The sequence below is a fragment of the Lysinibacillus fusiformis genome (genome assembly GCF_002845985.1).
In the GTDB taxonomy this organism is placed as follows: Bacteria; Bacillota; Bacilli; order Bacillales_A; family Planococcaceae; genus Lysinibacillus; species Lysinibacillus fusiformis_D.
Genome location: NZ_PDFK01000008.1, coordinates 135,788 through 149,588 on the forward strand (window position 1 = coordinate 135,788; position 13,801 = coordinate 149,588).

The 13,801-nt window shown below is 37.8% G+C and carries 14 protein-coding genes; all 14 read right to left on the bottom strand.

Going from position 1 to position 13,801, the window contains the following annotated elements; genetic code table 11:
• Positions 1–233 precede the first annotated feature (233 nt).
• Positions 234–3,740: a transcription-repair coupling factor gene (gene mfd, locus CRI88_RS19640; RefSeq protein ID WP_036122341.1), complete on the bottom strand. Its 3,507-nt coding sequence runs from the start codon at positions 3,738–3,740 to the stop codon at positions 234–236.
• A gap of 142 nt (positions 3,741–3,882) precedes the next feature.
• A complete protein-coding gene (locus tag CRI88_RS19645) occupies positions 3,883–4,110 on the bottom strand; it encodes an anti-sigma-F factor Fin (protein WP_004229176.1) in 228 nt (75 codons plus the stop codon).
• Positions 4,111–4,355: 245 nt separating this feature from the next.
• Positions 4,356–4,922 (bottom strand): aminoacyl-tRNA hydrolase, encoded by a 567-nt coding sequence (gene pth, locus CRI88_RS19650; RefSeq protein ID WP_036122336.1) that lies wholly within the window; start codon positions 4,920–4,922, stop codon positions 4,356–4,358.
• A gap of 145 nt (positions 4,923–5,067) precedes the next feature.
• Positions 5,068–5,658 carry a 50S ribosomal protein L25/general stress protein Ctc gene (locus tag CRI88_RS19655; RefSeq protein WP_036122334.1) on the bottom strand — a complete coding sequence of 197 codons (591 nt, stop codon included), beginning with the start codon at positions 5,656–5,658 and terminating at the stop codon, positions 5,068–5,070.
• A gap of 249 nt (positions 5,659–5,907) precedes the next feature.
• The gene (locus CRI88_RS19660) at positions 5,908–6,867 is read right to left on the bottom strand and encodes a ribose-phosphate diphosphokinase (RefSeq protein WP_036122331.1); all 960 of its coding nucleotides are present in this window, start codon (positions 6,865–6,867) and stop codon (positions 5,908–5,910) included.
• A 24-nt stretch (positions 6,868–6,891) separates the two neighbouring features.
• Complete coding sequence (gene glmU / locus CRI88_RS19665; protein ID WP_036122328.1) at positions 6,892–8,262, bottom strand: bifunctional UDP-N-acetylglucosamine diphosphorylase/glucosamine-1-phosphate N-acetyltransferase GlmU; 1,371 nt, start codon at positions 8,260–8,262, stop codon at positions 6,892–6,894.
• A gap of 261 nt (positions 8,263–8,523) precedes the next feature.
• A complete protein-coding gene (gene spoVG / locus CRI88_RS19670; RefSeq protein WP_036122325.1) occupies positions 8,524–8,826 on the bottom strand; it encodes a septation regulator SpoVG in 303 nt (100 codons plus the stop codon).
• Positions 8,827–9,045: 219 nt separating this feature from the next.
• Positions 9,046–9,420 (bottom strand): RidA family protein, encoded by a 375-nt coding sequence (locus CRI88_RS19675; protein ID WP_036122322.1) that lies wholly within the window; start codon positions 9,418–9,420, stop codon positions 9,046–9,048.
• Positions 9,417–10,250: a pur operon repressor gene (gene purR, locus CRI88_RS19680; protein WP_004229190.1), complete on the bottom strand. Its 834-nt coding sequence runs from the start codon at positions 10,248–10,250 to the stop codon at positions 9,417–9,419. Before purR ends, CRI88_RS19675 begins: the two co-directional genes overlap by 4 nt.
• Before the next feature lie 56 nt (positions 10,251–10,306).
• On the bottom strand, positions 10,307–11,173 hold the full coding sequence (gene ispE / locus CRI88_RS19685) for a 4-(cytidine 5'-diphospho)-2-C-methyl-D-erythritol kinase (protein WP_036122319.1): 867 nt from the start codon (positions 11,171–11,173) through the stop codon (positions 10,307–10,309).
• 221 nt (positions 11,174–11,394) lie between these two features.
• Complete coding sequence (locus CRI88_RS19690) at positions 11,395–11,574, bottom strand: small, acid-soluble spore protein, alpha/beta type (protein WP_036122317.1); 180 nt, start codon at positions 11,572–11,574, stop codon at positions 11,395–11,397.
• 114 nt (positions 11,575–11,688) lie between these two features.
• A complete protein-coding gene (veg, locus tag CRI88_RS19695) occupies positions 11,689–11,949 on the bottom strand; it encodes a biofilm formation stimulator Veg (protein WP_004229199.1) in 261 nt (86 codons plus the stop codon).
• Between the two features lie 156 nt (positions 11,950–12,105).
• Positions 12,106–12,987: a 16S rRNA (adenine(1518)-N(6)/adenine(1519)-N(6))-dimethyltransferase RsmA gene (rsmA, locus tag CRI88_RS19700; protein ID WP_036122314.1), complete on the bottom strand. Its 882-nt coding sequence runs from the start codon at positions 12,985–12,987 to the stop codon at positions 12,106–12,108.
• Positions 12,980–13,546, bottom strand: a complete 567-nt coding sequence (gene rnmV, locus CRI88_RS19705; RefSeq protein WP_036122312.1) for a ribonuclease M5 — start codon at positions 13,544–13,546, stop codon at positions 12,980–12,982. The genes rsmA and rnmV overlap by 8 nt, the downstream gene beginning before the upstream one ends.
• Positions 13,547–13,801: the final 255 nt, after the last annotated feature.

Genomic DNA, 13,801 nt, shown 5'->3' on the forward strand with positions numbered 1-13,801 from the left:
AATGAAATTTTTATTCAACTATAGTATGGTTTTTTTTTAAACAATCTATGCAAAAACTGAAGAAAAAGGATTTCACAACCATCAAATTTTTTCAAAAAACTTTATTACTTACATCAATCAACTCCTTATTAGATTACCCAAGGAACAAATTTCTATAATCAATTCATAAAAAAAACTGGAAAAATAAAAAGGCTATCTTATCTCTTCAATAAAAAGATAAGATTAGCCTTTTGCTATTTTTTTGCCTTATCGATAATTTGCATTAGCTCTTCCAAAATATCAAAGGGTTGATATTTTCCGCTCTTACGCTCATCGATTGTTAATTTCAACTGCATGCCATCCATACCAAAGCCAACAGCACGCTCAAACTTCATTGACGCTTCAATAATCTTACTGCCATCGACATTGGCTGTCCCCTGTTCGGATAATAGGATAGTAATAATTTTTTGCTTTTCCTTTACAGATACTACTCCAGCACCTAAGCCCCAAACCTTCATTCTTGCTATTCGTAGTAGACGCTCTGTTTCTATTGGAAGATCGCCAAATCGATCCTCCAATTCCTCCATGATTTCTTCGTACTCCTCCACCTGATCCATTGCCTTAATACGTTTATACATTTGGATTTTTTGATACCCATCTGGAATATAGGCATCAGGGATATAAGCATCAACACTTAGCAATATTTCTATATCTGGCTTTTCTTCTTTTTTCACACCTGTTTGACGTTCAGCAATGGCATCCTGAAGCATTTGTGAGTATAAATCAAAGCCGACTGAATCGATAAAGCCATGCTGCTGCGCACCAAGTAAGTTACCTGCTCCCCGAATAGATAAATCACGCATAGCAATTTTAAAGCCGGAGCCTAGCTCAGTAAATTCTTTAATTGCCTGCAATCGTTGTTCTGCTACATCTGTCAATACTTTGTCACGTTGGTACATAAAGTACGCATAGGCTACCCTGTTAGAGCGACCAACACGTCCACGTAATTGATAGAGCTGCGCTAAGCCCATGCGATCAGCATCATGAACAATTAATGTATTCACATTTGGTATATCGACGCCTGTCTCAATAATGGTTGTTGTAACAAGCACATCATAGTCACCCTCTAAAAAGGCTAAAATCACAGATTCCAGCTCTGACTCTGTCATTTTTCCATGCGCAAAGCCTATACGTGCTTCAGGGACAAGCACTTGAATCTCCTCAACCTTTCGAGCCATATCTTCTACTCGGTTATATAAATAAAACACTTGTCCGCCACGCGCCATTTCCCGCTCAATAGCTTCTCGCACTAATGCGCCACTGTGCTCCATCACATACGTTTGAACCGGGAATCGGTTAGCTGGTGGCGTTTCAATAACAGATAAATCTCGGACTCCTACCATTGACATGTGAAGTGTCCTCGGGATTGGAGTTGCCGTTAAAGTTAAAACATCAACATTTGTCTTTAGCTGTTTAATTTTTTCCTTATGTGTCACACCAAAGCGTTGTTCTTCGTCAACAATTAACAAACCAAGATCTTGGAAAATTAAATCTTTAGATAAAATTCGATGTGTTCCTATAACTATATCAACGCGCCCCTCTTTTAAGCCTTTTAATGTGGCAGACTGCTCCTTTTTCGTTCGGAAACGAGATAACAGGCCAACATTAATGGCAAAATCCTGAAAGCGCTCACGGATGGTTTCATAATGCTGCTGGGCTAAAATCGTTGTAGGAACGAGGAATGCAACCTGTTTACCATCTTGAATAGCTTTAAATGCTGCACGAATGGCTACCTCGGTTTTACCATAGCCTACATCACCGCACACTAAACGGTCCATAGGGCGTTCTCGCTCCATATCTCGTTTCACTTCTACAATAGAACGTAGCTGATCCTCTGTTTCCTCATAAGGGAACAATGACTCGAAATTACGCTGGTCATCATTATCAGGTGTAAAAGCATGCCCCTTCTCAGCTTCACGCTTCGCATATAGCTTAATTAAATCGTCGGCAATATCCTGTACAGCAGAAGATACCTTCGCTTTAGCCTTTTTCCATTCAGCGCCACCTAATTTATGTAGCTTCGGTTCACGATCCTCTGACGCCACATATTTTTGGATTAAGTCTATTTGTTCTACAGGTACGTATAGTTTATCGTCTGCACGATAGCGAATATGCAAATAATCCTTATGTGTACCATTGACCTCTAATGTTTCTACACCAATATATTTACCAATCCCATGATGAACATGTACAACATAATCACCTGGTTTAATTTCCGTATAGCTTTTAATACGTTCAGCATTAGTCATTTTTTGTGTACGTGCTTTTTTCTTTGCCTGCTGTTTAAAAAGCTCGTCTTCTGTCACAATTGCTAAACGTTGCAGTGGCAACTCAAAGCCACTCGACAAGCCACCATCTACTATATAAATACCAGGTTCTGTTGGTTCACCAATAGCCGTATGAATATCGTATTCTCCAAGCATGTGCTGAACCCGTTTAACACGTTCTTTATCTCTTGCAACAATCAGTACGGTAAATTTACCAAGTAACCAGCGTTCGACTTCAGTTTGAAGCAATGACATTTGTCCGTGAAATTGCTGCATTGGCTTACAAGAGAAATTAGTTGTCTTATTAAACGTTATTCCAGCAAATGTTCTTGAAAATAATGAAAATGATAGCTTCTGTTGTGACAACATTGCTTGTATTTCTTTTAATGTAAAGGCAGGTTTGACATCATGAACCATTTTTCCTTCTTCAATTAAAGATAAAAACCATTCATCCTCTTCACGTTCCCATGCATCCATCACTTCCTGAATGCGTCCAAGCTCGTCAAAGAGCACAATACCATCTTGTGCAAAATAATCTCCTAAATAAGCTGTTTTATCGTATAATAATGAGCCGTATTTATTTACGTAGTCGGGTAAATTCCCTTGCTGTAACAATTCAATATCATATTGAATATATTGATACAGAAGTTCTTTTGTCTCCTGCTTTTTTACCTTCTTTAGGCTTGCAGCCAATGCCGCTTCTAAACGGCCTGCTAATGCCTGCCTTTCTAACTTAGTTAGAATGACCTCTGAAGCAGGAAGAATACGAATCTTTTGTAATTTATCAATCGAACGTTGATCATCTGCTGAAAATGTTCGTATGGAATCAACCTCAGTATCAAATAATTCAATTCGAATAGGTGCTTCCAAATAAGGTGGATAAATATCTAGTATGCCTCCGCGCAACGCAAATTCTCCAGGTGTCGTTACCATTGAATTACGCACATAGCCCATTTCAACTAATGTTTGTAACCAAGTATCTATTTCAATCTCATCGCCTACAGCTGTTTGTAAAAAATATTGTAGCCAATGTTCCTTAGGCTGCATTATTTTCCGTAAACCTGCCACTGGTATGACGTAGACAGCCTTCTCACCTCTAGCTAAGCAATCGAGTGTTGCAATTCGCTCCGCACGTAGTTCTGGTGAAGCAACAGAAAGGTCTGCTGCAATGAACTCATCCGCTGGATAATAATGAACATGCTCTTCACCTAATAATCCAGCAAGCTCATCAACCATCTTTTGTGCCTGCAGTAGATTAGGAGAAACAATGTAGATTGGCTTCTTCACATGCTCAAATAACGCATCGACCATTACGGGGCGTGCGCTTCCTGTTAAACCAGTAATAAGCTGTGATGCAGTTTGACCGCTCTGAATCTCCTGTAAAAATGATGTAATATGTTTATCCTGCGACACAAGCTGTCGTAAAACCTCCACAGTCAAAAGCTCCTTTCAGCATAAAATTCTAAATTTTCAATGCTATTATTCTAGTACTATTTTATTTATCTTTCTTATCAGCTATTTTATAAAATGGAAAAAGCCTTGAACACACATGAAGTGCGTCAAAGCATCCTTCCAATTATTGAATCCATTTATTGAGTGCGTGATAATCTGGATATTGTTTCAGCGAATCCTCACATTGCTCACAAATGCAGTGCACAGTCGTTTGTCCATGTTGATCTTTCTCAACATAATCATCTGCTTCTCCCAATTCAAAAATATGCAATTTTCGAATTGTATCATCTGCATCAAATGGTAGTGTCCCTATTTCTACTTCACAATGCCGACATCGGTAGCGAACTGACATCTCCAAATCATCCTCCTTTAAGCAGCTTTCTACTTAAAGTATAGACATTTATAAAACGGATTATGCACTTTCCAATGGCATCCGCATTGCAATAACTTGAAAATTAGAGAATTGATTTTTGCTTGTAGTAAAGACTAATCACTACAAACATCAGCTGTCATGATAGTAAAAGGTCTGTAGTCATTCACCTTAAACCAGTCCAATTATCCAAAGACTTTAACGGAAATTTATTAGTGGCATTCCATCTATTTGCTAGCGTTAAAGTGATTCATCACATCAAGAAATGGCTTTGAAAGAGATGCTTCAACAGCATTTACAGAATTTTCAATGGCTTCTTCAATAAGACCTTGATCGTCCTTTGAAAATCTTGCTAATACATAGTCTGCTACCTTCATACCAGCTGGCGGGCGGCTAATCCCTACTCGGATACGATTAAATTCCTGAGTACCAAGATGCTGAATTAAGGATTTAATGCCGTTATGACCACCTGCACTTCCTTTTTGTCGCAGACGTAATTTACCTGTTTCTAAATCTAAGTCATCATAAATAACAATCAAATCTTCTACATCAATATCAAAATAATCCATAAGGGGACCGACACATTCCCCTGATAAATTCATATATGTTAAAGGTTTAACAAGTAGAACCTTTCCCTCAGGTCGATGTACAGTTGTATACATCCCATTAAATTTCGAGTTTGTTAAAGGTGTTCCCCATTTTTCTGCTAATGCATCAATAACATCAAAGCCAATATTATGTCTTGTATGTTCATAAGGTTTACCTGGATTTCCTAATCCAACGATAATTTTCATAAGTACCTCTCTCTTCTTTCCAATCTAATAGTCATTATTTTACCATATAGCACACCTAGAAAGCATTTTGTACAATCCTACTGACATAAAAAAAGGCTAATAAGAAAGCCGTAGCCTCCTTATTAGCCTTACCCATTATTTACTTTTATACTTGCTCTTCCACACTTTCTGTAGTCTCTTCCCCTACAGAAGGAGGCGCCACAACGGTTACTAATATATAGTCATCTTCACTGATGATTTCAACAGGTATTTTTTCACGAATATCTGCTACCGTTAGGGTTTCCCCGATTTTCAATGCTGAAATATCAACATCAATTGATTCAGGTAACGCCGCAGGTTTTACTTTCACTTTCAATTCTAAGTTAGGCTGCATTAAAATACCGCCCTCACTTACTCCAACTGACTGACCAAGTAATTTAATCGGAACATCAGCTTCTAACTCTTCAGCCATATTAATAGCTAAAAAGTCGACATGATTTACTTCATCTTTCAATGAACATTGCTGTACCTCTGACACAACAGCATTCACTTTTTTCCCCTCTAACTCTAGTGAAAACACACTATTTTGCCCATTTTTTTGAATGGATTTTTTAAAATCTTTTGCAGCAATAGAAATTGGGGTTGAATCTAACTTATAGCCGTAAATAACTGCAGGAATGGCTCCCCCTTTTCTAAGTTGGGTTAATGTCGAACGATGCCCAGTTTCGCGCCTTGTAACACTTAATACTGTACTCATACCTCTTTATTCCCCTTCCAAGAAAATTATTTACGCCTTATCAACAATGTATTTGTTGAAGGCTATGATAATATTTAGCTCTATTTTTTAACTTAGAGTAAATATTATTAAGACACATTATCTATTATACCCCTTTGTGAGATGATTCACACCAAAAGCACTCATCTATTACGTCATCTTCACAAAAATGAATATAAAAAAGACAAATCCACCCAAAAAGGTAGATTTGTCTTTAACTCGCCATATTTATTAATCAAATAGAGTACTTACAGATTTGTTTTCATAAACACGAGAAATAGCATCAGCCATTAATTTAGCTACAGAAAGCTCCGTAATTTTAGGCGATTTTTTCTCTGCTGGCAACTGAATTGTATTTGTCACAACTAATTCTTTAATAGAAGAGTTTTCAATACGTTCAATCGCTGGGCCAGATAATACAGGGTGTGAGCAGCAAGCATAAACTTCTTTAGCGCCAGCAGCACGTAAAGCATCGGCACCAATTGTAATTGTACCTGCTGTATCAATAATATCATCAATCAAGATTGCCACTTTACCATCAACATTACCAACAATGTTCATAACTTCCGCAACATTTGGTTTCGGACGACGTTTGTCAATAATTGCAATCGGTGCTTTTAATCGTTCAGCCATTTTACGAGCACGTGTTACCCCACCATGGTCTGGTGAAACAATCACGATTTCATCATCTGGAATACCTTTAGATTTGAAGTAATCAGATAGTAATGGTACCGCCATTAAGTGGTCAATTAAGATATCAAAGAAGCCTTGGATTTGAGGTGCGTGTAAATCTAATACGATAACACGTGTTGCACCAGCAGTCTCAAGTAGGTTAGCCACTAATTTAGCTGTAATTGGCTCACGCGCCTTTGCTTTACGGTCTTGGCGTGCATAACCATAATAAGGCATTACAACGTTTACTGTACGAGCAGACGCACGTTTAACTGCATCTACCATAATTAAAAGCTCCATTAAATGTTCGTTTACTGGTGCAGAAGTAGACTGCACGATAAACACATCACAACCACGAATACTTTCTTCAATGCTAATTTGAACTTCTCCATCGCTGAAGTGCTTAACAGAAGATTTACCTAATTCAACGCCCATTTCCTGCGCAATTTCTTGAGCTAATGGATTATTGGAATTAAGTGAAAATATTTTTAATTGTGAGTTTGCATAATGATACGGCATGATGGCCTCCTGTTTAGTTGATAATTATTTTGAATTTAATTTGCTTACATAATTCGGTTTGTTTTCTTGTCGTGCACGAGCTATTGCTAGTGCGTCTTCAGGAACTTCTTTTGTAATTGTAGAACCTGCTGCAATAAATGAACCTTTTCCAACTTTCACTGGTGCTACTAAGTTAGTATTACATCCTACAAATACATCATCTTCAATAATTGTTTTGAACTTGTTTTTTCCATCATAATTTACTGTAATGGAACCACAGCCAATATTGACGTTACTGCCTATTTCTGCATCACCAATATAGCTTAAATGCGATACTTTCGTGTCATTATCTAGCTTGCTTTTCTTCACTTCTACAAAGTTACCAATTTTCACATGGCTACCGATGTCTGAAAGTGGTCGAATATGAGCAAATGGCCCAATAGCTGTATCATCCGCAATAGCGCTTTCACGTACAACAGAAGAATGTACAGTTGTGCGGTCACCAATGCGACTATCTACAATTTGAGTATTTGGTCCAATTATGCAATCTTCACCGATAACAGTGGCACCTTCAATCATTGAGCCTGGTTGAATAACCGTATCGCACCCAATAACTGCGTCTGCGCTAATATGCGTTGTTTCAGGATGTATAATTGTGACACCATTACGCATATGTTTTTCATTGATTCTCGTACGCATTAATGTCTCAGCTTGTGACAAAGCTACACGATCATTGACACCTAATGTTTCTTCAAAATCATCAGTGACATAAGCTTCAACAATATCACCTTGCTTTTGTAAAATTTCAATGACATCCGGTAAATAATATTCACCTTGTGCATTGTCATTTTTCACAAGCTTCAATGTTTCAAATAATAATTTGTTATCAAAGCAGTATGTGCCCGTGTTTATTTCTTTTACTAATTGCTGTTCTGCTGAAGCGTCCTTTTGCTCAACAATTTGCTCAACCTGTCCGTTATCGCCACGTAAAATACGACCATAGCCAGTTGGATTTTCCGCAATCGCTGTTAAAATAGTTGCTTTAGCATTCTTTGCTTGGTGATGTTCGAATAAAGCCTGCATTGTTTCAGGACGAATTAGTGGTGTATCCCCACATACAACTAATGTAGTTCCTTCTTCGTTACCTAAAATAGCCTCAGCTTGTTGAACAGCATGAGCTGTACCTAACTGTTCGGCCTGCAGAACATACTCGCTTTTATCTCCAAGCTGTTGTTGCACTTTCTCTGCACCATGTCCAACAACCGTTACAATGCGATTTACATCTAACGTTTGAATATGATCCACCACATGTTGCACCATTGGTTTCCCACATACTGGATGGAGCACTTTATATAATTTGGACTTCATACGTGTACCTTGACCTGCAGCCAAAATGACAGCAAAAATATTGCTCATCTGTAAGTCCTCCAATACGCTCATTTTCTCTTATGACTATATAGCAAAATTCATCTATTTTCAAGGCATGTAGAGTTGACAAAAAGATGAATTACAAAATCCATTGCACCTTATGCTCGATTGTCATGAAGTATATCCTAAAATTACTCATATTCTCTTTTTATCAAAATAAAAAGAACCCTTCCTACTAGAAGAGTTCTTCCTCATTTTCTACACATTAATTTGTAGCAAATCCTTCAATAGGTATTTATTCCCTTTTTATTACACACCAATACCCTCTAATTCTTCCTCTTTGCCCGTTTCCTCTATTTCGCTAGAGTTATGATAGGCGTTTAAAATGATCTCTTGAATTTTATTTCGAGTGTCAGAATTAATTGGATGCGCAATATCTCTAAACTCCCCATCCGGTGTTCGTTTACTTGGCATAGCTACGAATAAACCAGTATTTCCATCAATTACACGAATATCATGAACAACAAACTCATTGTCAAGTGTAATGGAAGCAATCGCACGCATGCGACCATCCGTCTGTACTCGACGTAATCTCACATCAGTAACTTCCATTTTCTCACCACCTCTCTTCTTAGATGCCTTCATGAAAATATCATATCCTCAATTACCGAATATTTTCCTTTTAATAGTCTATCAAATTTTCTAAAAAATTTGAATACTTATTAGAATAATATTTTTTCTTATATACGGAATTTTTGACAATTGTTTGTCAGCTTAAAAAAATTCCCTAAAAAGAAGAGCGTTTCTTTTTAGGGAACTTAACGAATTATTTTATTTTACGATTGCGATAACTTCGATTTCTACTTTTACATCTTTCGGAAGACGAGCTACCTCTACAGCTGAACGTGCTGGTTTATGATCACCAAAATGGCCTGCATAAACCTCATTCATTGCGATAAAGTCGTTCATATCCTTCATAAAAACCGTTGTTTTCACAACATGATCTAAAGAAGTTCCAGCTTCCGCTAAAACTGCTTTTAAATTAGCGAACACTTGATTTGTTTGAGCAGTAATATCGCCTTCCACTAATTCACCTGTAGCTGTTAATGGAATTTGACCAGAGCTATAAAACATACCGTTAACAATAATCCCCTGTGAATATGGTCCGATTGCTGCTGGCGCATTTGTTGTTGCTACTACTTTCATTTGTCATGTCCCCTTTTAGAAAAATAGTTACCTTCACTTAATGCAATTGTACGATCTTTTTCGTTTACTTCATGAAGCTTTACAAGTGAATAATAATCATCTACTAAAGTTTCGTCCGCATGCTCAGCCTCCACAAGCACCGCGATGCCTGCTAGCTGACAGTCAAATTCCTCTAATAGATTTTTCATGCCGTTCATAGTACCACCGACCTTCATAAAGTCGTCAGTAATTAACACACGTTGTCCACTCTTCATGCTTCTTTTTGATAATACCATTGTCTGAATTCTTCTGGAAGAACCAGACACATAGTTAATGCTAACTGTAGAGCCCTCAGTTACTTTACTGTCTCTTCTCACAACTACTACTGGTACATTTAAATGTCTTGCAATGGCATGGGCAATGGATATCCCCTTAGTTGCTACAGTCATTATGACATCAATTTGTTGATCTGCAAAGGCAGAAGCAAAGACCTTTCCTACACGATTTATTAAATCTGGGTTTCCTAGCAAATCTGTCATAAATAAGTAACCGCCTGGTAACAATCGATCTGAATGTTCAAGCTCTGCCTTTAAATCCTGAATGACTAAACGTACTTCTGCCTCGGACATCTTCGGAATATACTTTACTCCTCCAGCAGCACCTGGCACTGTCATCAATAACCCGATTCCTTTTTCTTCGAATGTTTCCTTTACAATCGTTAAATCCTCACTAATGGATGACTTCGCAGATTGATATAGTTCTGAAAAATAAGTTAGCGGGATCAGCTGATGTGGATGTTCTAGTAAGTAGTACGTCATATCAACTAGTCGTTCACTACGCTTCCATTTCATGCGACCCTCTCCTAAACACGAATATTTATAGGTAAAATTAACACAAATTTGCGTTTCTAAGCAAGCGTATTCCGCTCACCTAAAATTCGCACTGCATAAACTTCCTCACAAAAACCACGTAAACCATTATAAATGCGACTAACACGAGCTTCACTATCAACTAGTCCAAACACAGTCGGGCCGCTTCCACTCATTAACGTAGCATCTGCACCAAAGCGTTTCATTTGTTCTTTTAACATCACAACTTCTGGATGTAAGTTAAATGTTACAGTTTCCAAAACATTTCCTAATGAAGAACATAATAGCTCATAATCTTTTGTTTCTATCGCTTGTATCATTTGCTTGGTATTTGGATGTTTCAACCCTTCAACCTTAAGACCCCCATATACCTCAGCCGTTGACACGCCAATTTTAGGCTTTGCTAATACAACCCAACAGTTTGGAGGGGCTGGTAATTCAGCTATTTTTTCTCCACGGCCTGTAGCGAGTGCTGTGCCACCATAGACACAAAACGAAACATCCGAGCCAATTTTAGCACCCAGCTCCGCTAATTCATCTATCGATAACCCTAAATCCCAAAGCTCATTTAGTCCCTTTAATGTAGCTGCTGCATCACTACTGCCACCTGCAAGTCCAGCCGCAATGGGTATTTCCTTTTCAATAGTAATGGATACACCTTGCCTAATGCCGTATGTATCTTTAATGAGACGCGCTGCCTGATACGCAAAATTACGATGATCATTTGGTACAAAATTATCTGTTGAAATAATTTGAATAACACCGTCTTCTCGAGATTCAAGACTGATACGATCAGCTAAATCGACAGTTGTCATAACCATCTCTACTTCGTGAAAATTATCTGGCCTTTTATAAAGTACATCTAATGTTAAATTGATTTTTGCAGGCGCCTTTACATAAAGCATCTTTCTTCCTCCCTTATAGCTACACGTATAAACAGTTCTTTTTTTCGCGCAAGATTATTCATTTTATTTTACCATAATGAGAATGCGAAAATGGAAAAAAAGAACCGTTTACCCTGTTCGGAGTAACGGCTCTCTCTCGTCAGTTGTATTTGTTGTGTCAGTAAGGATTTTTATCCTTGCTGAATGAAACTTTATAAGATGACTACTTTAATAAAAATAGCCTACTTATGCTCTTGCTCATTACTTGCCCGTTCAGCCATTTCTATGGCACGTTTGACCATATTACCAGCATCTCGAGCTTTTATGCCGCCCCAGCCTTCCTTTTGCACAACATCATAAAATCCAAGCTCTTTTGCGATCTCTTCTTTTAATCGAGGTGACATGATACCTTTTCTAGGCATATAAACTCCTCCTTTAACAACTGACGAATTTAGTATGCCCGTGAAAACGCAAAACACTCATGTAGTTTTTAACATACATGAGTGTTTCTAAAATATAGAAATAAGTACTAGAAACTATTTTGCGACAGCAGCTTTTGCTTCGTCTAAAAATGTAATCTCTACTGCTTCAGTTAAAATATCTGTGTAGCTATACGATACGCGCTTGCACGTATTGTCTTCTTGATCGAGCTCTACTACAAAGATAGCGCGATATGTCTCACGTAATATCCCTGCACACTCAACCGTTTTCTTGCGACCACCATTTGCTTTTAATTGCAAACGTTTACCCAAATGACAATCCAACGACTTTTTAATGTCCGCTAAAGTTTTTGGCATTTTCGCTTACACCTCACTACTAACTAGTATAAGCGAATCGCCCAAAAATGTCAACAAAATATAATATTTTATCAGCCCATTATAAATCTTGTCAACTTATTTTTTATAAAAAGCATATATTTTTTTACATCCATGAAAAAATGTTAACAAAAATTCTTACTTTGCAAACACAGGATATAGTGCATCGGCTAATTTTCCAAACTCTTGAATAGTAAGTGTTTCTCCTCGACGAGTTGGCTCAATTGTAGCTGCCTCTAATGCCTGTAAAATTTGTTCCTTTTGTGCCTTCCCATTTGGTAAACCAGCTTGCAGATTATTGTAGATTGTTTTTCTTCTTTGAACAAAAGATGCTCGAGTCACAACAAATAAAAAATCCTCATCTATTACTTTTACTGGTGGCTCGTCATGCTTGATGAGCCGAATAACCGCTGAATCGACATTTGGTTGTGGCATAAACACTGTTTTTGGTACAGTCATAGCAATATCAGCCTTAACATAATACTGAATCGCAATAGATAATGAACCATATTCCTTCGTTCCAGGCTTAGCCGTTATACGATCAGCCACCTCTTTTTGCATCATGACAACAAAACCTCGGATTGGTAATCGGTCATTTAGCAATTTCATTAAGATTGGGGTAGTAACATAATACGGTAGATTGGCAACGACCATAATATCTTCAATACCTGGCATTTCCTCCGCAATAATCTTTGCAACATCTGCTTTAAGAATGTCAGAGTGGATAATAGACACATTATTATATGGACTAAGTGTGTCTTCTAGCACAGGTAATAAACGTTGATCAATTTCAAAGGAAACAACCTTTTTGGCACTTCTCGCCAAATGCTCTGTTAGGGCACCAATACCAGGACCAACTTCAATTGCGCCACTATTTTCCGTTAAATTTGCGTGACTTACAATATTTCGTAAAATATTAGGATCAATTAAAAAGTTTTGTCCTAAGCTTTTTTTAAATGAAAATCCATACTTTTTTAAAATTTCCTGTGTACGAATTGGTGTTGCAATATCCTTATGCATCATTTTCCTCCTGATCTAACTGTGCGACCGCCGCACCAAATTGCTGTTCTGTAATCTGAAACATTTTTAACCTTTTATGAAGCTGTTTACCGTTTGTAGCACCAATATTTAAAATTTCTCCCAGTCGATCACGTCGCTGTTTTGATTGTGGATAGCCAATCAAACGCGCTGTCATTAAATCTTCCAGTGTAATATCATCTTCATTTGGCACATCTTGTTTAGGGGTATAGACATGTCGTAATGCTTCCCGTATATCATCGTCAGCTGCATGCTCAATCCCCAAGCCTTTACCATTCTTCGCAATTGTTTTGGCTTTTGGTAAAAAGGCATGTTTCACTCCTTGAACACGCTCTTCAATAATGGCACGTATTCGACGTCCTGGGTAGTCAGGATCCGTAAATACAATAACACCACGCTTTTCTTGAGCATGTTGGATTCGCTTCAATGTTTCTTCAGAGATAGCAGATCCATTTGTTTCTATAGTATCTGCTTGTACGGCACGCTTAATAGCTGTCGTATCATCTTTTCCTTCAACGACAATGATTTCTTTTATTTGCAAAAAGACTCCTCTTTTCTATCTACCTTATCTTCTGACCATTTTACAACTGCAAGATACCGTTTGTACAGAAATACAGGGTTTGAACGAGCCTTCTAGCGAACGTACCGTCAAACATTGCTAATAATTAGCATTCCAACGCTTTCTTTCAAGGGGCGTTTGTTGTACTTACTGTTTAAACAGTTGTTAAAACAAAAAAAGCCTCCCTGCCAGTCAAAACAGGAAAGCTCCATTAGTGAAATAACATTTTGATTAATT

Coding starts and splice junctions, on each gene's coding strand:
- CRI88_RS19645 (WP_004229176.1), bottom strand. CDS start 4,110: ATGTCAGTTCGCTACCGATGTCGGCATTGTGAAGTAGAAATAGGGACA.
- pth (WP_036122336.1), bottom strand. CDS start 4,922: ATGAAAATTATCGTTGGATTAGGAAATCCAGGTAAACCTTATGAACAT.
- CRI88_RS19655 (WP_036122334.1), bottom strand. CDS start 5,658: ATGAGTACAGTATTAAGTGTTACAAGGCGCGAAACTGGGCATCGTTCG.
- CRI88_RS19660 (WP_036122331.1), bottom strand. CDS start 6,867: ATGCCGTATCATTATGCAAACTCACAATTAAAAATATTTTCACTTAAT.
- glmU (WP_036122328.1), bottom strand. CDS start 8,262: ATGAGCAATATTTTTGCTGTCATTTTGGCTGCAGGTCAAGGTACACGT.
- spoVG (WP_036122325.1), bottom strand. CDS start 8,826: ATGGAAGTTACTGATGTGAGATTACGTCGAGTACAGACGGATGGTCGC.
- CRI88_RS19675 (WP_036122322.1), bottom strand. CDS start 9,420: ATGAAAGTAGTAGCAACAACAAATGCGCCAGCAGCAATCGGACCATAT.
- purR (WP_004229190.1), bottom strand. CDS start 10,250: ATGAAATGGAAGCGTAGTGAACGACTAGTTGATATGACGTACTACTTA.
- ispE (WP_036122319.1), bottom strand. CDS start 11,173: ATGCTTTATGTAAAGGCGCCTGCAAAAATCAATTTAACATTAGATGTA.
- CRI88_RS19690 (WP_036122317.1), bottom strand. CDS start 11,574: ATGCCTAGAAAAGGTATCATGTCACCTCGATTAAAAGAAGAGATCGCA.
- veg (WP_004229199.1), bottom strand. CDS start 11,949: ATGCCAAAAACTTTAGCGGACATTAAAAAGTCGTTGGATTGTCATTTG.
- rsmA (WP_036122314.1), bottom strand. CDS start 12,987: ATGCATAAGGATATTGCAACACCAATTCGTACACAGGAAATTTTAAAA.